This window comes from Amycolatopsis lexingtonensis (assembly GCF_014873755.1).
Taxonomy (GTDB): Bacteria; Actinomycetota; Actinomycetes; order Mycobacteriales; family Pseudonocardiaceae; genus Amycolatopsis; species Amycolatopsis lexingtonensis.
Genome location: NZ_JADBEG010000001.1, coordinates 5,813,416 through 5,834,704, shown reverse-complemented (window position 1 = coordinate 5,834,704; position 21,289 = coordinate 5,813,416). Strand labels below are relative to the sequence as shown.

Below are 21,289 nucleotides of genomic sequence, written 5' to 3'. Positions count from 1 at the left end.
ACTGGAATGGATGCCATCGGCCTGGGGGCCGGCGTGTTGATCGCCGTCGTGGTCCTGATCCTCCTGGTGCTGCTGTTCGTCGTGAGCCGGCTGTTCCGCAAGGTGCCGCAGGGCAAGGCATTGATCATCTCCAAGGTGCGCAAGGTCGACGTCACCTTCACCGGCGCGGTCGTGCTGCCCGTGCTGCACAAGTCCGAGGTCATGGACATCTCGGTGAAGACGATCGACATCGAGCGCACCGGCCAGGAAGGCCTGATCTGCCGCGACAACATCCGCGCCGACATCCGGATCTCGTTCTTCGTGCGTGTCAACAAAACCGTCGAGGACGTCGTGAAGGTCGCGCAGGCGATCGGCACCGAACGCGCGAGCGACCAGGGAACCCTGCAGGAACTGTTCAACGCCAAATTCTCCGAGGCGCTGAAAACCGTCGGCAAGCAACTGGACTTCGTCGACCTCTACACCAAGCGCAACGAGTTCCGCGACCAGATCATCCGCGTCATCGGCACCGACCTCAACGGCTACAGCCTGGAAGACGCGGCCATCGACTACCTCGAGCAGACCCCGATGGCGTCGCTCGATTCGGCCAACATCCTCGACGCGCAGGGCATCCGCAAGATCACCGAGCTGACGGCGATCGAGCACGTGCGCACCAACGAGTTCCGCCGCCACGAAGAAAAGGAGATCACGCGCCAGAACGTCGACGCGCGTGAGGCGATCCTCGAACTCGAGCGGCGCCAGGCCGACGCGGAAATCAAGCAGCGCCGCGAAATCGAGACCATGCGGGCGCGCGAAGAAGCCGAGATCGCCAAGGTGCAGGCCGAGGAACGGCTCAAGTCGCAGGCCGCGCAGCTGCGCACCGACGAGCAACTCGGTATTCAGCAGCAGAACCAGCAGCGCGAAATCGAGGTCGCCGGCAAGAACCGTGAACGCGTGATCGCCATTGAGTCCGAGCGGATCGAAAAGGACCGCCTGCTCGAGGTGATCGGCCGCGAGCGCGAGACCGAGCTGTCCCGGATTTCCAAGGACAAGGAACTCGAAACCGAGAAGCGGTCGATCGCCGAGGTGATCCGCGAGCGGATCGCCGTCGAGAAGACCGTCGCCGAGCAGGAAGAGAACATCAAGAAGCTGCGCGTGGTCGAGGAGGCCCAGCGCACCCGCGAGGCGGTCGTCATCCGCGCCGAGGCCGAAGCCCAGGAGAACCTGGTCAAGGGCATCAAGGCCGCCGAGGCCGCGGAGCAGGCCGCCAAGTTCAAGGCCCGCGAGGAGCTGACCCTCGCCGAGGCGCGCCAGCAGGCCGCCGAGCTGGAGACGCGGGCCAAGATCCGGCTCGCCGAAGGCATCCAGGCCGAGGAGGCCGCCGCCGGCCTCGCCGCCGCGCAGGTCCGGGAGCGCGACGCCGTCGCGCTGGAGAAGGTCGGCCGCGCCGAGGCGATCGTCGAGCGCGAGAAGGCGACCGTGGTCGCCGAAGCGTTGCGCGACAAGCTGAAGGGCGAGGCCGAGGGCCTCACCGACAAGGCCGCCGCGTTGGCCGCGCTCGACAACGCGAGCCGCGAGCACGAGGAGTACCGGCTGCGGCTGGACGCGGAGAAGGAGATCCGGCTGGCCGCGCTCGACGTGCAGCGTGACGTCGCCGAAGCGCAGGCGGTCGTGCTCAGCGCCGGCCTGGAGAAGGCCGACATCGACATCGTCGGCGGCGAGACCACGTTCTTCGACCGGATCGTCGGCTCGATCGGCCTCGGCAAGAGCGTGGACGGCTTCGTGCAGCACTCCGACGTCGTCGGGGGGCTCGCCCGGCCCTACCTCGACGGGTCGGCCAGCTTCACCGACGACCTCGCCAAGCTGATCGGCGCAGTGAGCACCGAAGACGTGAAAAACGTGACGCTGTCGGCCTTCCTGGCGAAGCAGCTGCAGGCCGGCGGGCCGGACAGCGACAAGCTTCGTGAGCTGATGACCACGGCGCAGCGGCTCGGCCTCGCCGAGACGTCGGTCGCCACCGTCGTCGCCGCGAAGCAGTGACGGCGGCCGGAACGGAGCTGGACGCGGGCACCTATGACGTGCTCCGCGTCCGGCTGGCCGCCCAGGCGGCGGAGCTGGCGAAGCGCGCGGACGAGCTCAACGCGCGGCGGCTCGAGGTGTTCGGCAGCGCACAGCTCGCGCTGGTCGGCACCGAACGCATCCGCACCGCCAACAACTGCGTGCCCCGGGACATCGTCGCGGTCGACGGCCGGATGTTGTTCGGCTACAACGTCTTCATCGGGCTGAAGCCCGAGACGGCTATCGACGACGTCTTCTCGCTGCAGCGCTTCAGCCGCGGCGAAGACGCGTTCCGCTTCGACGACGTCAGCAACGACGAGCTGCCCGAACTGCTGCGTGACGAGCAGTTCGGGCGGGACTTCGGCGAGCTGTACCGGTACTACCGGCAGGCGAAGCTGCTGCAGCTGCGCCGGCTGGACGGGAAGCTGCTCGCGGTGTTCCAGATCGGCCCGCGCACCGAGGACATCCGGGTGCTGCGGTGGGGGATCGCGGCCGACGGCACCGTGTCCTATCTGGACAGTCGCGGCGAGCGCGACCACGTCTTCCCGCCGTCGCACGACTTCGAGTGGATCGAGACGACCCGCGAAGACCACGTCCTCGGCCGGCACCCGCACATCTCGATCGAGGACGAGGTGTTCGTCGAAACCGTCGGCGGCAACCTGACGGTCAAGGTCGAGAACAACACCGAGACCGGCGCCGGGGTGTACGCCGAGCCGGTGGACGAGCCGCTGCAGAGCCTCGCCGACGCCGAGGTCTCCTACGCCCGGATCGGCCCGCTGATCCTGCTGCGCATGCTGCCGTACAAGGAAACCACGTACCGCTACCTGGTGTTCAACACGCGCACCCAGCACGTCGTGCGGCTCGACGGAATCGGGCAGGCGTGCCAGCGGCTCCCCGAGGACCACGGCATCATCTTCCCCGGCGGCTACTACCTCGACACCGGCGTCAGCAAGACGTTCGACACCACTGTGGACGGTCTCGAGTTCGAGCGCGTGATCCGCTCGCCCAACGGCGAGGACGTGCTGTACGTCTTCCACGCGCGGGCCGAGGGGCGCACGCTCCTGTTGCCGTACAACGTGATCCGCAAGGAGGTCGCCAGCCCGATCCCGTGCCACGGGTACTCGCTGTTCGACGACGGCACGATGATCCTGTTCCGCGCGCTGTCCGACGAACCGAGCCGGGTGCACCCGATGCAGGTGTGGCGGACGCCGTTCCAGTCGGACACCTACGCCGCGTCGCAGCCGGCCGGCACGGGACCGCTCGAGCGGATCGGGAACGCCGACCTCGTGCGCGGGATCTCGGACTGCCTGTCGATCACCAGGATGATCGGGGACATGGCGCCGTCGGCGGCGGTTTTCGAGGCGCTGATCGCCGCCTGCGCGCGGGTCTTCGACCACTACCACTGGCTCGGCGAGAGCGAGCTGGGCGACCTGCGCTCGCCGCTGTCCGACGTCCGCGTCACCGCCGAGCAGGTGCTGGACGAGTTCGAGACGGTCACCACGCTCACCGCGCAGGCGGCCGAGGCCGTCGACACGGCGGCGGCCGACACGGCGTCGCTCGTGCGGCGGGTGCGGGGCGAGGCGCTGAACGCGGCGGACGCGTGGGTGCGCCGCCTCGCCGAGATGCACCGGGCGCGCGGGCGCCTGGTCACCGTGCGGGAGCTGCGGTACGCCGACACCTCGCGGGTGGACACGCTGATCGCCGAGCTGGACACGGAGTTCTCCGAGGCCGCGCAACGGGCCGTGCGGTTCCTGCAGGGCGAGGAGGCGTTCACCGGCTACCACGCCGAGGTGGACGGGCTCGTTGCCGCCGCGGGCGCGATCAAGACGGTCGCCGAGGCCGGCCCGGTCGCCGAACGGCTCGACGAGCAGTCCGCCGGCCTGGAGGTCCTCACCGACGTCGTGGGCGGGCTGGACATCGCCGACGCCGTCGTCCGGACGAAGATCCTGGAGCGCGTCGGCGAGGTGATCGGCGCCGTCAACCGCGCGCGGGCCACGCTCGACGCGCGCCGCAAGGAACTGCTGGAGACCGAGGGCCGGGCGGAGTTCGCGGCCGAGTTCGCGCTGCTCGCGCAGGCCATCACGGGCGGGCTCGCGGTCGCGGACACGCCGGAGCGCTGCGACGAGCAGCTGGGCCGGCTGCTGCTGCAGCTGGAGAACCTCGAATCGCGGTTCGGCGAGTTCGACGACTTCCTGACCTCGCTGGGGGAGAAGCGCACCGACGTCTACGAGGCGTTCTCCTCGCGCAAGCAGGCGCTGCTGGACGAGCGGGCGCGGCGGGCGGACCGGCTGGTCGAGTCGGCCGGGCGCATCCTCGGCAGCGTGACGCGCCGGGTCGCTTCGCTCGGCTCGGCCGAGGAGATCAACACCTACTTCGCGGCCGACCCGATGGTCTCGAAGCTGCGCAGCGTCGTCGAGGACCTGCGGGCGCTCGGCGACCAGGTGCGGGCCGAGGAGCTCGAGGGCCGCGTGAAGGCCGCTCGCCAGGAGGCCGGGCGGGCCCTGCGCGACCGCCTCGATCTCTACGGCGAAGGCGGCGCGACGATCCGCCTCGGCCGTAACACCTTCGCCGTCAACACCCAGGACATCGACCTGACGCTGGTGCCGCACGACGGCTCGATGAAGTTCGCGATCACCGGCACCGACTACCGGGCGCCGGTGCGCGACCCCGCGTTCGAGGCGACGCGGCCGTACTGGGACCAGCTGCTGGTCTCGGAGTCGCCGGAGGTCTACCGGGCCGAGTACCTCGCGACGTCGATCCTCGCCGACCGGCCGGCGGCCGAGCTGGTCGAAGCCGATCTGCTCGACGTCGTCCGGAGCGTGGCGGGGGAGCGGTACGACGAGGGCTACGCGCGCGGGGTGCACGACCACGACGCCGCCGCGATCCTGGGCGCCCTGCTGCGCCTGCGGTCCGCCGCCGGCCTGCTGCGCTACCCGCCCGCGGCCCGGGCGGCGGCCCAGCTGTTCTGGGCGTTCGGCGCCGACGAGCGGGCCAAGGCCGCCTGGACGACGCGGGCCGCGTCGCTCGTGCGGGTGCGCGAGGCGTTCGGCCCGGCTCCGGCGCTGGACGAGCTGGCGCGGGAGCTCACGGACGCGACGACGGCGTTCCTGGACGGGCTCGCGCTCGACACCGAATTCGCCGGGGAGTACCTGGTCGAGGAGCTCGCCGTCGCCCCGGCCGGGTTCGTCACCAGCGGTGGGGCGCGGGCGGTGCTGGACAAGTTCCGGCTCGACCGGCGGAGCTTCGCCGAAGACCTGGGTTCGCTCGACGACCTGGCGGACCGGTACCAGCTCGCGGACGCGTGGCTGCGGTCCTTTGCGGACTCGGCCGGGCTGCCGGCCGACGAGCTGCCCGAGGCCGTCGTGATCGAGCTGTGCGACCTGCCGCGGTACGACTCGTCGGCGACGTTGACGGCCACTGTGGACGGTCTGCTCGGCGCGCACCCGCGGCTCACCGGCCGGTCGCTGACGGTGCGGCTCGACGAGACACTCGCCAGGACACACCGCTTCCGGCGCGACCGCGTGCCGGGTTTCCGCGCGTACCAGCGGCTGCGCAACGACCTGGTGGCGGCCGAACGCGACCGGCTCCGGCTGGCCGAGTACCGGCCGAAGGTGATGAGCGCCTTCGTGCGGAACCGGCTGCTCGACGAGGTCTACCTGCCGCTGATCGGCGACAACCTGGCCAAGCAGCTCGGCGCGGCCGGCGAAGCCAAGCGCACCGACCAGTCCGGTCTGCTGCTGCTCATCTCGCCGCCGGGGTACGGCAAGACGACGCTCATGGAGTACGTCGCCAGCCGCCTCGGGCTGGTCTTCGTGAAGGTCAACGGCCCGGCGCTGGGCCACGACGTCACTTCGGTGGATCCCGCGGACGCGCCCAACGCGACCGCGCGGCAGGAGGTCGAGAAGATCTCGTTCGCGCTGGAGCAGGGCAACAACGTGCTGCTGTACCTCGACGACATCCAGCACACGTCGCCGGAGCTGCTGCAGAAGTTCATCTCGCTGTGCGACGCGCAGCGGCGGATGGAAGGCGTGTGGGAGGGCCGCACGCGGACGTACGACCTGCGCGGCAAGCGGTTCGCGGTGTGCATGGCCGGCAACCCGTACACCGAGCAGGGCAAGCTGTTCCGCATCCCCGACATGCTCGCCAACCGCGCGGACGTGTGGAACCTCGGCGATGTGCTGTCCGGCAAGGAAGAGCTCTTCGCGCTCAGCTACATCGAGAACGCGTTGACGTCGAACGCCGTGCTGGCGCCGCTGGTGTCCCGGGAGCGGTCCGATGTGGACGTCCTGGTCCGGATGGCCCGCGGCGACGGGTCGGTGCGTGCCGACCAGCTTTCGCACGCGTATTCGGCCACGGAGCTGGAGCAGATCCTCGCGGTGCTCCGCAAGCTGGTGCGGGTGCAGCGGACGGTACTGGCGAACAACCAGGCCTACATCGCCTCGGCGGCGCAGGCGGACGCCTCGCGCACCGAACCGCCGTTCCGGCTGCAGGGTTCGTACCGGAACATGAACAAGCTCGCCGAGCGCATCGTGCCGGCGATGAACGACGCGGAGCTCGAGGCCCTGATCGACGACCACTACGCCGGCGAGGCGCAGACGTTGACTTCAGGAGCCGAGGCCAACCTGCTCAAGCTGGCCGAGCTGCGAGGACGGCTCACCGCTTCGCAGGCTCAGCGGTGGGCCGACGTGAAGGCCGCGTACCTGCGCGAACAGGCCCTGGGCGGCGACGGCGAGGACCCGCTGAGCCGCGCGGTCGGCGCGGTAGGCCTGCTGGCCGACCGGGTGGGCGCGGTCGAGACGGCCATCGGTCGCGCGGCCCAGCGGCTGGCGCGGGAAGAGGCTTAATTGCTTTGACGCCTGCTCGGAGCCGTAGCGATGATGGGTGCCACCCGAACCGAGGAGTGACCATGGAATGGCGGCACGTTCCCGTCATGGCGTAGCCGCGGCTTTCTTTTCGGGTAGCGAAACTTTTCCCCTGCACTCGTTTCCGCAGCAGTCAGTGCGCGGATGCGAGTGCGCTCGGCGCGTTGGTCCAGCGGAACGGATCCCCGGTTCTCACCCGGGAGACCCGGGTTCGACTCCCGGACGCGCTACTTCGTCGACGGGGTACGGCTGCTGCCGCCGCTGGTGCCCTCATCGTCATGACCCGCTTTCAGCGTTGCGCAGGGCGAGCCACGTGCACAGGCCGGCCAAGGTCAGTTCCGGAACCGCGCAGCCGATGGCCTGGGTGAATTCGGTGCCGGCCTGGGCGGTGAGGACGTCGAACCAAGCGTCCATCACCATGAGCGCCGCGACGGCTGATGCCGACAGGCGGGCGCGGTCATCGCCGCGGTGGAACAAGCGCGCGGTGGTCGCGCAGCCGAGCGCCACAGCCAGGTCGAGTCCGATCCACGCGGCCGGCCAATGCCGTACCTGCGTGGTCTCGGGCAGGGACCGGCCCAGCACGAACACCCACGGCACCATGCCCGCGGCGACCGCGCCGAGCACCCTGGGCGCCCAGCTGGTCCGGGCACCCGGCGACCTCGCCGTGCGTGGCGGCCGGGGCATCGTCCGAACGGTCATGAGAATCCCTCCACCGAAGTCGTGGTGATGCCGCCGGCGCCGGCGGCCCTGCGGCGAAACCTTGCCGCCGCGGCCTGCCGAGATCAGTAGCCCGTGGTTCCGACTTCGTGGTGGTGCCTGCTACCGCACTGACCGGGTGCCTGCATGATGGTGCCGTCGGCCCGGTCTCGATCAGCGTTGGATCGTGGACACGGCACGACGCGCGCGGGCCAGTGGTTCGGCGGCTTTCAGGTTCGTCGCGTGGTCTTCACGGCTCTCGTGCTGCTGTCCGCCCACAGGCCAAGATCAAGAGCCACAGCTGGCACTAGGTTCACCATGGGATCGGGTACAGGTTTCATGGCACCGTCCTCCTGCGGTGCCCTAGCGTCGTGCCATGACGATTCCAGCCGGACTGAGACGCACGGTCCTCCGGGCGCGGCGGGACACCGGCTTTCTTGCCGCCGGTGTGCTGCCGCACCTGGCGCTGGTGCCCGTGTGGGCCTGGGCGGCGACGACCACCGCCAGGACGGGGAACTGGCTCCTTGCGGGTTCCGTGTCGGCCGCCCTGGTCCTGCTCGGCACCCCGGTGCTGACGGCCGTCCAGCGGGCTCGCTACCGGGTGCTCATCGGTGTGGACGTCCCCCGGCGCACCCCCACCGCGCCGGAACAACGGACGTGGGCCTCGACCGCCCGGTGGCTCGCGGCGACGCGGCCGTGGCGCAAGATCGGCTACCACCTCCTGCTGGGCCCGTTGCTCGCGCTGCTGGAGCTGCTCGTGCTCGCGGTGGCAGCGGCGTGCCTGGCGGGCGTCGTCGCCTACGCCTGGTCATGGGCGCTGCCAACCGGAATCCGCCAGGACTGGTTCGGCTACCTGACCCAGCTGCCGGCTTACACAGCGGCCGGACTCCTCCTCCTGTGCGCCCTGCCCCGGACCACGCGGGCAGTAGCCCGGGCCGAGGCGCGGCTGGCGTCGGTCCTGCTCGGGCCCAGCCGGGCGCAGCGGCTCCAGGAGCGGGTCGATCAGCTGGCCGTGAGCCGGACCGACTTGATCGAGGCCGTCGACGCGGAGCGCCGCCGGATCGAGCGCGACCTGCACGACGGCACCCAGCAGCGGTTGGTGTCCCTCGCGGTCAACCTGGGTCTGGCCATTGCCACCCGCCCGGACCTGCCGAGTGATGCCCGCGAGGTGATCGCGAGAGCGCACCTGGAGGCGAAGGAGGCGATCGCCGAACTCAATGACCTGGTGCGGGGACTGCACCCGGCCGTGCTCGAAGACCGAGGTCTGGACGCGGCGTTGTCCGGGCTGGCTGCCCGCACGCCTCTGCCGGTGCGCCTGCGGGTCAATCTGGAGGAGCGGGTGGCGCCCCAGGTGGAGTCGGTCGCGTACTTCGTGATCTCCGAGGCGCTGACCAATGCAACGAAGCACGCCAACGCGATGCGCGCAGAGGTGATGGTCCGTCAGGTCGGCGAGGTGCTGCGAGTGCGCGTTACCGACGACGGGCTGGGCGGTGCCGACGCCGCCGCCGGCACGGGGCTGACGGGGCTGGCCAAGCGGGTCGGCTCCCTCGACGGGGCCTTCCAGGTCAGCAGCCCGGTTGGCGGCCCCACCACCATCACCGCGGAGCTGCCGTGCGCGCGGTGATCGCCGAGGATTCGGTGTTGTTGCGGGTCGGCCTGATCAAGGTGCTGGAGATGGGCGGGTTCCAGGTCGCCGCGGAAGCCGGCGACGCGGAGGGGCTGTTGGCGGCAGTGGCGGAGCACCGGCCCGAACTCGCCTTGATCGACGTCCGGATGCCGCCCGGCTTCACCGACGAGGGGGTGCGTGCGGCGATGGAGATCCGTCGGCGCTGGCCGGGGACGCCGGTGGTGCTGCTTTCGCAGTACGTGGAGGAGCGGTACGCGGCTGACCTGCTGTCTGCGAACACCAGCGGTGTGGGCTACCTGCTCAAGCAGCGGGTCGCCGATGTCGCCGACTTCGTGGCGGCGGTCCGGCGGGTGGCGGACGGGGGCACGGCCCTGGACCCGCAGGTCGTCGCCCAGTTGCTGCTGCGGCGCGACAGCGACCCGCTCGCGCGGCTGACTCCCCGCGAACGGGAGGTGCTCGGCCTGATGGCCGAGGGGCGTTCCAATGCCGGCATCGCGCAGGCGCTGGTGGTCAGCGAGAGCGCCGTGGCGAAGCACATCAACAACATCTTCGCCAAGCTCGACCTGCCCGTGGTCGACGCGGACCACCGCCGCGTCCTGGCCGTGCTGCGGTTCCTCGGAGCGTCCCGGTCGTGACCTTCCCTTCCGTGATCACGATCTACGGCTGGAGTACCAAGCCGCGGGGTGCGCTGGCCGAAGTCCCAAGACCAGGCTGATCGCGGGCGGCCCCGCCACCACCAACACCGTCACCGACTGTGGTCAAGGGTGGGCGGCGGGGAAGTGCTCCAGTTTTGCCCCGGCAGCAGCACAAGATCACGGCGCACAACGATCACCGAAGATCGAACCCGGAACACAGAAAACCCCTCCGACCAGCCAAGAAGGCTGAAACGAAGGGGTTTCTTACGATGTGGAGCTAAGGGGACTCGAACCCCTGACCCCCTCACTGCCAGTGAGGTGCGCTACCAGCTGCGCCATAGCCCCGAGGCGAAGGTGAACTCCGCATCTCGTATGCCCATACATTACACCCCGCCCCGACCCCCTTTGCGCGGGGGTACCTACACCCACCTCAACCCGCTGACCTGCACTTTCACACCTTATTTTTAGTCGTGTATTGACTCCCGGTGTGGCCGCCGTTACATTTTGCGCGGTTGTGACGCCGAGGTCCCCGCCCGTTACGCCGCGTCTACCAAGACCGGGCACGCCTCTGCCGTTTCCTGCTCGATGGACGCCGCGAACGCGGCAGAGGAGGTTTCGCATGAAGAGGGTGACGACGCTGCTCGCCGCGGCGTTGGTCCTGGTCGGGAGCGCGGTGGTCGCCAGGCCGGCCGACGCTGCCATCACCCCCGACGGCTGGTACACCGTGACCGCCGCCCACAGCGGGAAGTGCGTGGACGCGCGGGCCGCGGGCACCGCCAACGGGACCGTTGTCCAGCAGTACTCCTGCAACCAGAGCACCTCGCAGCAGTGGCAGTTCCAGTCCACCGGGGACGGCTACTTCCGGGTGAACGCCCGCACCAACCCGGCCGCCGCCTGGGATGTCACCGATGTCTCCACCGCCGATGGTGGTCTGGTCCAGCTGTGGTCCTACTCGAACGGGGCCAACCAGCAGTGGCAGGCCGTCGACGAAGGCACCGGCCGGTACCACTTCGTCAGCCGCAACAGCGGGAAGTGCCTCGACGTCCCCGGGGCCTCGACCGCCGACTCCGTGCAGCTCCAGCAGTACGCCTGCAACGGCACCGGCGCGCAGTCCTTCATGCTGACCCCCGTGAACACCAGCCAGCCGGGCCAGCCGGACTTCGGGCCGAACGTCGTGATCTTCGACCCGTCGATGCCGAGCTCGACCATCCAGAGCCGGCTCAACAGCATCTTCAGCCAGCAGGAACGCAACCAGTTCGGCAGCCAGCGCTACGCCGTGATGTTCAAGCCGGGCACCTACGCCAACGACGTCAACGTCGGCTTCTACACGCAGGTCCTCGGCCTCGGGCTGAGCCCCGACGCGGTCAACATCAACGGCGCCGTGCACGTCGAGGCCGACTGGTTCCCGCCGCAGAACGCCACCCAGAACTTCTGGCGGGGCGCGGAAAACCTGTCCGTGACGCCGAACGGGGGCGCCGACCGGTGGGCGGTCAGCCAGGCCGCGCCGTACCGCCGCATGCACGTCCGCGGGGACCTGCAGCTCGACGACGGTGGCTGGGCCAGCGGCGGCTGGATCTCCGACACGAAGATCGACGGCCAGGTCCGCTCCGGCTCGCAGCAGCAGTGGATCTCCCGCAACTCGCAGTTCGGCAGCTGGAACGGCTCGAACTGGAACATGGTCTTCGCCGGCGTCCAGGGCGCGCCCGCCAACTCCTTCCCGACGCCGCCCTACACCACGGTCGCCCAGACGCCGGTCGTGCGCGAGAAGCCGTTCCTCTACGTCGACGGCGCCGGCGGCTACCAGGTCTTCGTGCCCGGCCTGAAGACCAACGCGTCCGGCACGAGCTGGGCGAACGGCGCCGCGCCCGGTACGTCGCTGCCGATCGACCAGTTCTACATCGCCAAGCCCGGCGCCACCGCCGCGGACATGAACGCCGCGCTCGCCGCCGGCAAGAACCTGCTGGTCACGCCCGGTGTCTACCACCTCGACCAGACGCTGCGCGTCACCCGGCCGGACACCGTCGTGCTCGGGCTCGGCATCGCCACGCTGGTCCCGGACAACGGCATCACCGCGATGACCGTGGCCGACGTCGACGGCGTCAAGCTCGCCGGCCTGCTGATCGACGCCGGCACGACCAGCTCGGACACGCTCGTGCAGGTCGGCCCGGCCGGCTCGACCGCGAACCACGCGGCCGACCCGACGTCGCTGCACGACGTGTTCTTCCGGATCGGCGGCGCCGCCGTCGGCAAGGCGGCGACCAGCCTGGTCGTCAACAGCAGCAACGTGATCGGCGACCACATGTGGATCTGGCGCGCCGACCACGCGGAGCGCAACGAGTACGTCGGCTGGACCACCAACACCGCCGACACCGGGCTCGTCGTCAACGGCAACGACGTGACGATGTACGGCCTGTTCGTCGAGCACTACCAGAAGACGCAGGTCGTCTGGAACGGCAACGGCGGCCGGACCTACTTCTTCCAGAACGAGATGCCCTACGACGTGCCGGACCAGGCGAGCTGGATGAACGGGTCCACGCCGGGCTACTCCGCTTACAAGGTGAGCCCGAACGTCACCAGTCACGAAGCGTGGGGCCTGGGCAGCTACTGCTACTTCAGCACCAACCCGTCCGTGGCCAGCGCGCACGCGTACGAGGCGCCGAACACCGCGGGTGTCCGGTTCCACGACATGGTGACCGTGTCGCTCAACTACCAGGGCACGATCACGCACGTCATCAACAACACCGGTCCGGGGACCCCGTCCGGGACCAAAGCCGTCAACCTGGTGAGTTACCCCTGAGCAACCGGCGTGCGCCGTGGTGGCGGCCGCGGCGCACGCCGGTCCTTCAAGTCCACAGTGGATACCCCCGAACGGGTTGTTCGGGGAGCCGATGGCGGGTGAACGTCGCGATACTGGGTGCTCCCTTCGATCCGGGAGCGGCAGATGACCTCCTTCGCAGCGTTCTCCGTCGTCGAACCCCGCAAGGCCTGGCCGCTGGTGGCCGTCCGCGGTGCGTTCGCCGTGCTCTTCGGGCTCTTCGCGCTGATCTGGCCGGGCGCCACCGTGCTCGTCCTGGCCATCCTCTACGGCGTGTACGCGATCATCGACGGCGTCGGCGGCCTCATGCAGGCCTTCCGCCCGGGTGACGCCGGGCACCGCGCCGCCTACGGGATCCTCGGCGTGCTCGGCATCGTCGCCGGGATCCTCGTCCTCGTCTGGCCCGGCATCACGGTGCTGCTGCTGGCCCTGCTGGTCGGCCTGTGGGCGATCGTCACCGGCATCGCCGAGATCGCCGCGGCGATCCGCCTGCGCAAGCAGATCCAGGGCGAGGCCTTCCTCATCCTGGCCGGCGCGATCTCGGTGATCGCGGGCGTGCTCATCGTGATCAACCCGATCGCCGGCGCGTACGGCATCGCGCTGCTCGTCGGCATCTACGCGCTGATCTACGGGATCGTGCTCCTGGTTCTGGCGTTCCGGCTCCGGAAACTCGCCGGCTGAGTAGCGTCGCGGGGGTGTCGACCCGCGAACTGGTGGTGCTGGGCACCGCGTCCCAGGTGCCCACGCGCCACCGCAACCAGAACGGCTACCTCCTGCGCTGGGACGGCGAGGGCATCCTCTTCGACCCCGGCGAAGGCACCCAGCGCCAGATGCTGCGGGCCGGGGTCGCGGCCACCGACATCACCCGCATCTGCGTCACGCACTTCCACGGCGACCACAGCCTCGGCCTCCCCGGGGTGATCCAGCGGCTGTCGCTGGACGCCGTGAAGCACCCGGTCCACGCCCACTTCCCGGCGTCCGGCGCGCACTACTTCGAGCGGATGCGGCACGCGACGGCGTTCTACGAGCAGGCCGACCTGCGGGAACACCCCATCGCCGCCGACGGGCCGATCGCCACCGGGAAGTTCACCCTGGAGGCGCGGCGCCTGAGCCACCCCGTCGAGGCGTTCGGCTACCGCCTGACCGAGCCCGACGGCCGCACCATGCTGCCGGAACGGCTGAAGGAACGCGGCATCACCGGCCCCGACGTCGGCCAGCTCCAGCGCGAAGGACACCTGGGCGGCACGAAACTCGAAGACGTCAGCACGCCCCGGCCCGGCCAGCGGTTCGCGTTCGTGATGGACACCCGGCTCTGCGACGGCGTGTACGCGCTCGCCGAGCACGCCGACACGCTCGTGATCGAGTCGACCTTCCTGGCCGAAGACACCCACCTGGCGCGAGACTTCGGTCACCTGACCGCGCAGCAGGCCGCGCGCGTCGCCGCCGAGTCCGGGGTCCGGCAGCTCGTGCTGACCCACTTCTCGCAGCGCTACCCCGAGCCGGAGCGGTTCCTGGCCGAAGCGAAAGCCGAGTTCGACGGCGAGATCGTCGTGGCCGAGGACCTGGAGCGGGTCCAGGTGCCGAAACGGCGGTCCTCCCCAGCCGGCCGCGGAGCGCCGTAGGCTGCAAGGCGTGAGCCAGCCGATCCTGATGACCGTCGACGACGATCCCGCCGTGTCCCGCTCGGTCGCCCGTGACCTGCGGCGCCGCTACGGCAAGGACTACCGCGTCATCCGCGCCGACTCCGGCCCGGACGCCCTCGACGCGCTGCGCGAGATCAAGCTGCGCGGCGACGCCGTCGCGGCCATCCTCGCCGACTACCGGATGCCGCAGATGGACGGGATCGCCTTCCTCGAGAAGGCGATGGACCTGTTCCCGCACGCCCGCCGCGCCCTGCTGACCGCCTACGCCGACACCGACGCCGCGATCCAGGCGATCAACGTCGTCGACGTCGACCACTACCTGCTCAAGCCGTGGGACCCGCCGGAGGAGAAGCTCTACCCGGTGATCGACGCGCTGGTCGAGACGTGGCGCGCGGTCGGCGACAAGCCGGTCGAAGAGGTCAAGCTGATCGGCCACCGGTACAACTCGCCGTCGTTCCACCTGCGGGACTTCCTGGCGCGCAACGCCGTCCCGTACCGCTGGTACTCGGTCGACGACGACGAAGGCGGCCGGATCCTGCAGGCCGCGGAGGCCACCGCGACCGACATCCCGGTGGTCGTCACGCCGGACGGCACCGTCCTCAAGAACCCGACCGGCGGCGAGATCGCCGACGCGGTCGGTTTGTCGACCCGCCCGGCGCAGGAGTTCTACGACCTCGTCGTGATCGGCGGCGGCCCGGCCGGCCTCGGCGCCGCGGTGTACGGCGCTTCGGAGGGCCTGCGCACGGTGCTCGTCGAGAAGAAGGCCACCGGCGGCCAGGCCGGCACGAGCTCGCGCATCGAGAACTACCTCGGCTTCCCCGACGGCGTCTCCGGCGCGCAGCTGACCGACCGGGCGCGGCGCCAGGCGCAGAAGTTCGGCGCCGAGGTGCTGACCGCCCGCGACGTCGTGGGCCTGGAGGCCCGCGGTTCGCAGCGGGTGATCACCTTCGGCGACGGCAGCGAGATCGCCGCGCATTCGGTGATCCTCGCCAGCGGCGTCACCTACCGCGCCCTGGAAGCCGACGGCATCGCGGAACTCACCGGCCGGGGCGTCTACTACGGCTCGGCCGCGACCGAGGCCCCCGAGTGCAAGGGCGAGCACGTCTACATCGTCGGCGGCGCCAACTCCGCCGGGCAGGCCGCGGTGTTCTTCTCCCGGCACGCCAGCGACGTCACGATCCTCGTGCGCGGCTCGTCGCTGGAGGCGTCGATGTCGCACTACCTGATCGAGCAGATCGCCGGTATCGAGAACATCCACGTCCGCACCCACACGACGGTCAAGCAGGCCCACGGCGACGAGCACCTCGAACGCCTCACGCTCTGCGAGAACGGCGTCACCGAGACGGTCGACTCCGGCCACCTGTTCATCTTCATCGGCGCCGCGCCGCGCACCGACTGGCTCGGCGAGGAGATCCACCGCGACGACCACGGCTTCGTCCGCACCGGCCCGGACCTGCTGACGGCCGGACAGCGCCCGGCCGGCTGGCCGCTCGACCGTGATCCGCACTACCTCGAGTCGTCCATCCCCGGCGTGTTCGTGGCCGGCGACGTGCGGTCCCAGTCGGTCAAGCGGGTGGCCTCCGCGGTCGGCGAGGGCGCGATGGCCGTGACGCTGGTACACCGGTACCTGGAGGAACATTGACGTCCTCCCCGCAGTCAGCCGACCGGGGGATGCCGGCCACCGGCCGCGGGGGCCGGCCGCCGAGGTTCGCGGTTCACCGGCCGGACTCCTGTCCCGCCTCCCCGCGCAGTCACCGCCCGTCCGGCGGCGATGTTCCGGGCCGCGTTCACGTCGGCGTTGTCGTGGTACCCACAGGCGGCGCACCGGAACACCGCTTGGCTCTCGCGGGATTCCGGCGCCACGTGCCCGCAGGCCGAGCAGCGCTGGGACGTGAACGCGGGAGGGACTCTTTCGACCCGGCCGGGCGCCTTGTCCTCCAGGCGCGAGACGAGCAGCCCCCATCCTTGGGCCAGGATCGCCCGGTTCAGGCCGGCTTTCTGACGCACTCGCCGTCCCGGCGAGCCGACGCTGCCCCTCGCCGACCGGGTCATGGCGGTGATGCGCAGGTCTTCGACCCGGATCACGGCGAATTCGCGGGCGAGCCGCGTCGTCACCTTTTCCACCCAGTCCTTACGGCGGGCGGACTCACGGGCGGCGAGCCGCGCGACCGCGAGCACCAGCCGGGCGCGCCGGTGCGACCCACGGGTGGCCCGGGCAAGCTGCCGTCGCAACCGGCGAGCGCGTGTCCGCTCCACGTGGGACAGGCCGGGGCAGCGCAGGAGCTCACCGGTCGACAACGCGGCGGACACCACCACACCGCGGTCGATGCCGATCACCTTGCCGTCGCCGGGCGCCGATACCGCCGCGGGAACGGCCGCGAACGCGATGTGCCACCAGCCGGCGCGGTCGCGGGTGACTCGGTAGGACTTGGCCGCCACGGGCGGGCGCCGCGACCAGCGGAAGCGGACCCAGCCCACCTTGGGGATCCACGCCGCGCCCCGGCGCCGGTTGAGCTTGCGCACGTGTTCGGGCCGGACGGCAACCTGCCGGAAACCCTGGTGGACCGCCGCGCGGCGCCAGGTCGGCTTGCCGTGCGTGCCGCCGAAGAAGTTCCGCACGGCTTGGGCGAAGTCGCGCAGGGCCTGCTGCTGAACGGTGACCGAACCCTCGCGCAACCAGGGGTGTTCGGCGCGGATCTCGGTCAGCTGCCGCGCCTGGTCGACGTAACCTGGAGGGAGCGGCCGTCCGGGCCGCCAGTGGGAGTGCTGCTCCACGGCGAGGTTCCAGACGAACCGCGCGTGGGCGCAGTGGACGAACAGCCGGGCCTCCTGTTCGGCTGTGGGTGTCAAGCGAAAGCGGGACATGCGGCGAACGTAGCCCCGACCACCGACAAAACAGGGGTGCAGGAATGAGCGCACTGCCGCGGGAAGAGCTTCGCGGGCTCTTCCTGTTCGAACACCTTTCCGAAGAACAGCTCGACTGGGTGGCCGCCAACGCCGTGCTCGAGGAGTACGAAGGCGACTCCACCGTCATCAGCGAAGGCGGCGAAGCGACCTGCTTCTACGTCCTCCTGAACGGCGCCATCCGGATGACGCGCCTGGTCAGCGGCACCGAGGTCGAGACGAACCGGTCCGACCAGCGCGGTGCCTACTTCGGCGCGACGCAGTTCTTCGTCCACCAGGAGGCTGAGCACACCTACGGCGCGACCGTGCGCGCGCTGTCCGACGTCACGCTGCTCGCGCTGCCGTCGAAGGAGTTCTCCGTCGAGTTCCGCAAGTGGTTCCCGATGGCGACGCACCTGCTCGAAGGCATGTACCTGGGCTGGCGCAACAGCGACACCGTGATCGGCTCGCGCCGCCGCCTGCTCGCCCTCGGCGAGCTTTCCGCGGGGCTGACGCACGAGCTGAACAACCCGGCTGCCGCGGCCGTGCGGGCCACCGCGTCCCTGCGCGAGCGCGTCGCCGGCATGCGGCACAAGCTGGCCTTCCTGGCGAAGAAGGACATCGACCCCGAGCTGCTCTACCAGCTCATCGACGTCCAGGAACGCCTGGTCAAGCAGGTCGCGCAGGTGCCGAAGCTGACCGCGATGCAGCAGTCCGACCGCGAGGACGAGATCGGCGACTGGTTCGACGACCGCGGCATCGACGGCGGCTGGGACCTCGCCGACATCTACGTCCGCGCCGGGCTCACTACGACGGACTTGGACAACGTCCTCGAGCAGGTCGGCGACACCTTCATCGACGGCGCCGTCCGCTGGCTCGCCTACGCGCTCGAGACCGAGATGCTGATGGGCGAGATCGAGGACTCGACCACGCGCATCTCGGCGCTGGTCGGCAAGGCCAAGCAGTACTCCCAGATGGACCGCGCGCCGCACCAGTGGGTCGACGTCCACGACGGCCTCGACTCCACGCTGGTCATGCTCTCCGGCAAGATCGGCGCGCTCCGCGTCGTCAAGGAGTACGACCGCAGCCTGCCGAAGATCCCCGCGTACCCGGGCGAGCTGAACCAGGTCTGGACGAACATCATCGACAACGCCATCGGCGCGATGAAGGGCGAAGGCACGCTGACCCTGCGCACCTGGGGCCAGAACGACCAGGTCCGCGTCGAGATCGGCGACACCGGCCCGGGCATCCCGGCCGACATCAAGCCGCGGATCTTCGAGCCGTTCTTCACCACGAAGCCGGTCGGCGAAGGCACCGGGCTCGGCCTGGACATCTCGTGGAAGATCGTCGTCGAACGCCACCAGGGCGACCTGCGCGTCGAGTCGGAGCCCGGGAACACCCGGTTCGAGGTCTGCCTGCCGACGGTCGAGCAGGCCTCGCTCTGATGGCCTCCGTCCCGACGGTCACGACCGAGCTCGGGGCGCTGGTGGGGCTGGCGGGTGACGGCGTCCGCGTCTGGCGCGGGATCCCGTACGCCCGCCCGCCGGTCGGCGAGCTGCGGTGGAAGGAGCCGCGGCCGCCCGCGCTGTCCGGTGGCGTGCACGTCGCCACGGAGCACGGGCCGCACGCGATGCAGGCGCCGGACCCGATGAACCCGTCCGCGGTGTGCGACGAGGACTGCTTGTACCTCAACGTCTGCACCCCGGAAGGGCCCGCGCCCGACGGCGGCTGGCCGGTGCTGTTCTGGCTGCACGGCGGCGGTTACCGCGTCGGGCACGGCGAGCAGCTCGGCGACGGCGAGGAGTTCGCGCGTGCCGGGATCGTCGTCGTCACGATCAACTACCGGCTCGGCTCGCTCGGTTTCCTGCACCTCGCCGGGATCTTCGGCGACTCCGAAGCGGACGCCGGCGTGTGCGGCCTGCTCGACCAGATCGAAGCTCTGAAGTGGGTACGCCGCAACGTTTCCGCGTTCGGCGGCGACCCGGCGCGGATCACCGTCTACGGCGTCTCGGCGGGCGCGAAGAGCCTCGGGAACCTGATGGGCAGCCCGCTTTCCGCCGGGTTGTTCGCCCAGGGGATCAGCAGCAGCGGCGGCGCCGACCACGTGGCGACGCCGGAAGCCGGCACGGCGCTGGCCCGGCGGCTCCTCGACGAGGTCGGCTGCCACGACGCCGACGCATTGCGGGCGTTGCCGGCCAAGGAGTTCATCGAGGCGCAGGAACGGATCCTCACCGGGCTTCAGGCGCTGTGGCTCTGGCGCCCGACCCTGCACCCGCGGGTGCTGCCCGAGGTGCCGATCGAGCCGATCCGGCGGGGGAGCGCGGCCGGGATCCCGTTGCTGATCGGCTGCAACAGCAACGAAGGCAGCACGTACGCCATGATGCTCGGTGACGACGTCGCGACGGCGCCCGCGAGCGCCGTCCTGAACGGCATCCTCGGCGAGGAGCGCGCTTCGCACCTCCTCGAGACCTACCTCCGCCGCGTCCCCGACCTGAAGTCGGCCAAGATCGCCGCGATGGGCGACGAGCGCTACGGCATCCCGACGCAGCGCCTCGCCGACGCGCAGTCGGTGCACGCGCCCGTCTTCCGCTACCGCATCGACATCGCCGCGCCCGGCGTGCCCGAGCAGCTCGACGGCGGCCACGGCACCGAAACGACGATGGCGTGGAAGGTCCCGATGCCGCTGTTCGACCAGGCCATCGCGGTCAACCCGAAGCGCGAGCGCGCCGCGCTGCTCATCCACCGCGCCTGGGTGCGCTTCATCCGGGACGGCGTCGCCGACGCGGACGGCCCCGAATGGCCTTCCTACGGACCCGAACTGCGCCCGGTGCTGGTTTTCCGGGAAGACACCGATCTGGTGCTCGACCCACGGCCGGACGAGCGAAAGGTCTGGGGCGACACGGAATGGGCGTCCGGGACCTGGTTCCCGGTGACCTGAGACCGTTCCTTCACCCGCTGTTCACTTCGAACAGGCTCGCTCCCGCGTCCAATGAGCGAAAGCCCGTCGAGGGGAGTGGCTCGTGAAACGCCGGGTGTCGATCGGACTGGCCGTGGTGCTCGTGCTGGCCGTGGTCGGGGTGATCGTCTGGGGGCGCGACGGCGGCACCGCGTCCGGTGTAGTGACCGTGCGCGGGGTGATCGGTTCGGAGAAGCAAGCCTTCTTCGGGGACCAGCGCGTCGTCGACGCCTTCGCGCGGCACGGCTTGAAGGTCGAAGTGGACACCGCGGGTTCGCGGCAGCTCGCGACGACCGTGGACCTCGGGAAGTACGCGTTCGCGTTCCCGTCGTCCTCGCCCGCGGCGCAGAAGATCCAGCGCGACCGCAAGGTGACGACGGTGTACACGCCGTTCCAGTCGCCGATGGCGGTCGCCAGCTTCGAGCCGGTCGTGGCGCTGCTGCGCGCGAACGGCGTGGTGCACAAGGGGGCCGGGGACTACGACGTCCTCGACATCGCGAAGTACCTGGAGCTGGCGAAGGCGGGGACGCGCTGGGACCAGCTGCCCGGCAACACCGCCTACCCGGCCCGCAAGAACGTCCTCGTGACGACGACCGACCCGCGCGAGTCGAACTCCGCGGCGATGTACCTGTCGATCGTTTCCTTCGTGGCCAACGGGAACACCGTCGTCAGCACGCCCGCGCAGGAGGCGGCGGTGCTGCCGTCGGTGTCGAAGCTGTTCCTGGACCAGGGGTACACGCAGAACAGCACCGAGGGGCCGTTCGAGGACTACCTGTCGGCAGGCATGGGCAAGACGCCGCTGGCGCTGATCTACGAGTCGCAGTTCGTGGACCGGGTGGTGCGCGGCGACGGCTCGATCCGGCCGGACATGCGCCTGCTCTACACCGCGCCGACGGTGTATTCGAAGCACACGCTGGTGCCGTTGACCGCGGACGGCGACAAGGTCGGGCAGCTCCTCGCCACCGACCCCGAGCTGGGCAAGCTCGCCGCGACCTTCGGCTTCCGCACGACCGACCCGAAGCTGTTCGCCGAGGTCGCCGCGCCGGCGCACGCGCCGGCCGACCTGGTGGACGCCGTCGAACCGCCGTCGTTCGAAACGCTCGAGCGGCTGCTCGACGCCGTCGGCAAGCAGTACTGA

13 protein-coding genes and 2 tRNA genes are annotated in these 21,289 nt (G+C 70.3%); 12 read left to right on the top strand and 3 right to left on the bottom strand.

The genetic code is table 11. From position 1 onward, the window contains the following. The first annotated feature begins 6 nt into the window (after positions 1-6). The 3 genes from H4696_RS26195 to H4696_RS26185 all read left to right on the top strand — a co-directional run bounded on the left by H4696_RS26195 (position 7) and on the right by H4696_RS26185 (position 7,126). Positions 7-2,016, top strand: coding sequence for a flotillin family protein (locus H4696_RS26195; protein ID WP_086862698.1), 2,010 nt, complete (start codon positions 7-9; stop codon positions 2,014-2,016). Next, entirely contained in the window at positions 2,013-6,878 is a 4,866-nt protein-coding gene (locus H4696_RS26190; RefSeq protein WP_086862699.1) for a DNA repair ATPase, read from the top strand. The genes H4696_RS26195 and H4696_RS26190 overlap by 4 nt, the downstream gene beginning before the upstream one ends. 176 nt (positions 6,879-7,054) lie before the next feature. Continuing rightward, positions 7,055-7,126, top strand: a tRNA-Glu gene (locus H4696_RS26185). A gap of 46 nt (positions 7,127-7,172) precedes the next feature. Here H4696_RS26185 and H4696_RS26180 read toward each other — a convergent pair. Next, entirely contained in the window at positions 7,173-7,595 is a 423-nt protein-coding gene (locus H4696_RS26180; RefSeq protein ID WP_143265236.1) for a hypothetical protein, read from the bottom strand. A gap of 373 nt (positions 7,596-7,968) precedes the next feature. Between H4696_RS26180 and H4696_RS26175 the strand changes: the two genes are divergently transcribed. Together H4696_RS26175 and H4696_RS26170 are read left to right on the top strand one after the other, a co-directional pair. Then, on the top strand, positions 7,969-9,216 hold the full coding sequence (locus H4696_RS26175) for a sensor histidine kinase (protein ID WP_086862701.1): 1,248 nt from the start codon (positions 7,969-7,971) through the stop codon (positions 9,214-9,216). After that, the gene (locus H4696_RS26170) at positions 9,204-9,854 is read left to right on the top strand and encodes a response regulator (RefSeq protein ID WP_086862702.1); all 651 of its coding nucleotides are present in this window, start codon (positions 9,204-9,206) and stop codon (positions 9,852-9,854) included. The genes H4696_RS26175 and H4696_RS26170 overlap by 13 nt, the downstream gene beginning before the upstream one ends. Before the next feature lie 272 nt (positions 9,855-10,126). Here H4696_RS26170 and H4696_RS26165 read toward each other — a convergent pair. Further along, positions 10,127-10,199: transfer RNA gene (locus tag H4696_RS26165), tRNA-Ala, on the bottom strand. A gap of 274 nt (positions 10,200-10,473) precedes the next feature. On the opposite strand from H4696_RS26165, the gene H4696_RS26160 reads away from it, so the two are divergent. The 4 genes from H4696_RS26160 (at position 10,474) to H4696_RS26145 (ending at position 15,954) form a co-directional block, all read left to right on the top strand. Next, the gene (locus tag H4696_RS26160) at positions 10,474-12,651 is read left to right on the top strand and encodes an RICIN domain-containing protein (RefSeq protein ID WP_225955809.1); all 2,178 of its coding nucleotides are present in this window, start codon (positions 10,474-10,476) and stop codon (positions 12,649-12,651) included. A gap of 144 nt (positions 12,652-12,795) precedes the next feature. Beyond that, positions 12,796-13,350 (top strand): HdeD family acid-resistance protein, encoded by a 555-nt coding sequence (locus tag H4696_RS26155; RefSeq protein WP_086862703.1) that lies wholly within the window; start codon positions 12,796-12,798, stop codon positions 13,348-13,350. Between the two features lie 14 nt (positions 13,351-13,364). Next, entirely contained in the window at positions 13,365-14,291 is a 927-nt protein-coding gene (locus tag H4696_RS26150) for a ribonuclease Z (protein ID WP_086862704.1), read from the top strand. Between the two features lie 10 nt (positions 14,292-14,301). After that, positions 14,302-15,954, top strand: coding sequence for a response regulator (locus tag H4696_RS26145; protein ID WP_086862705.1), 1,653 nt, complete (start codon positions 14,302-14,304; stop codon positions 15,952-15,954). 14 nt (positions 15,955-15,968) lie between these two features. Here the strand turns inward: H4696_RS26145 and H4696_RS26140 are convergent, their stop codons facing one another. Continuing rightward, the gene (locus H4696_RS26140; RefSeq protein WP_086862706.1) at positions 15,969-17,177 is read right to left on the bottom strand and encodes an RNA-guided endonuclease InsQ/TnpB family protein; all 1,209 of its coding nucleotides are present in this window, start codon (positions 17,175-17,177) and stop codon (positions 15,969-15,971) included. Positions 17,178-17,221: 44 nt separating this feature from the next. On the opposite strand from H4696_RS26140, the gene H4696_RS26135 reads away from it, so the two are divergent. From H4696_RS26135 to H4696_RS26125, 3 genes are all read left to right on the top strand, one after another. Then, positions 17,222-18,640: an ATP-binding protein gene (locus H4696_RS26135; protein WP_086862707.1), complete on the top strand. Its 1,419-nt coding sequence runs from the start codon at positions 17,222-17,224 to the stop codon at positions 18,638-18,640. Beyond that, complete coding sequence (locus tag H4696_RS26130; RefSeq protein WP_086862708.1) at positions 18,640-20,133, top strand: carboxylesterase/lipase family protein; 1,494 nt, start codon at positions 18,640-18,642, stop codon at positions 20,131-20,133. The genes H4696_RS26135 and H4696_RS26130 overlap by 1 nt, the downstream gene beginning before the upstream one ends. 82 nt (positions 20,134-20,215) lie before the next feature. Continuing rightward, complete coding sequence (locus tag H4696_RS26125; RefSeq protein ID WP_086862709.1) at positions 20,216-21,289, top strand: hypothetical protein; 1,074 nt, start codon at positions 20,216-20,218, stop codon at positions 21,287-21,289.

Excerpts from the sequence above, each read along its gene's own strand:
- H4696_RS26195 (WP_086862698.1), top strand. The coding sequence starts at position 7 with ATGGATGCCATCGGCCTGGGGGCCGGCGTGTTGATCGCCGTCGTGGTC.
- H4696_RS26180 (WP_143265236.1), bottom strand. The coding sequence starts at position 7,595 with ATGACCGTTCGGACGATGCCCCGGCCGCCACGCACGGCGAGGTCGCCG.
- H4696_RS26175 (WP_086862701.1), top strand. The coding sequence starts at position 7,969 with ATGACGATTCCAGCCGGACTGAGACGCACGGTCCTCCGGGCGCGGCGG.
- H4696_RS26160 (WP_225955809.1), top strand. The coding sequence starts at position 10,474 with ATGAAGAGGGTGACGACGCTGCTCGCCGCGGCGTTGGTCCTGGTCGGG.
- H4696_RS26155 (WP_086862703.1), top strand. The coding sequence starts at position 12,796 with ATGACCTCCTTCGCAGCGTTCTCCGTCGTCGAACCCCGCAAGGCCTGG.
- H4696_RS26140 (WP_086862706.1), bottom strand. The coding sequence starts at position 17,177 with ATGTCCCGCTTTCGCTTGACACCCACAGCCGAACAGGAGGCCCGGCTG.
- H4696_RS26135 (WP_086862707.1), top strand. The coding sequence starts at position 17,222 with ATGAGCGCACTGCCGCGGGAAGAGCTTCGCGGGCTCTTCCTGTTCGAA.
- H4696_RS26130 (WP_086862708.1), top strand. The coding sequence starts at position 18,640 with ATGGCCTCCGTCCCGACGGTCACGACCGAGCTCGGGGCGCTGGTGGGG.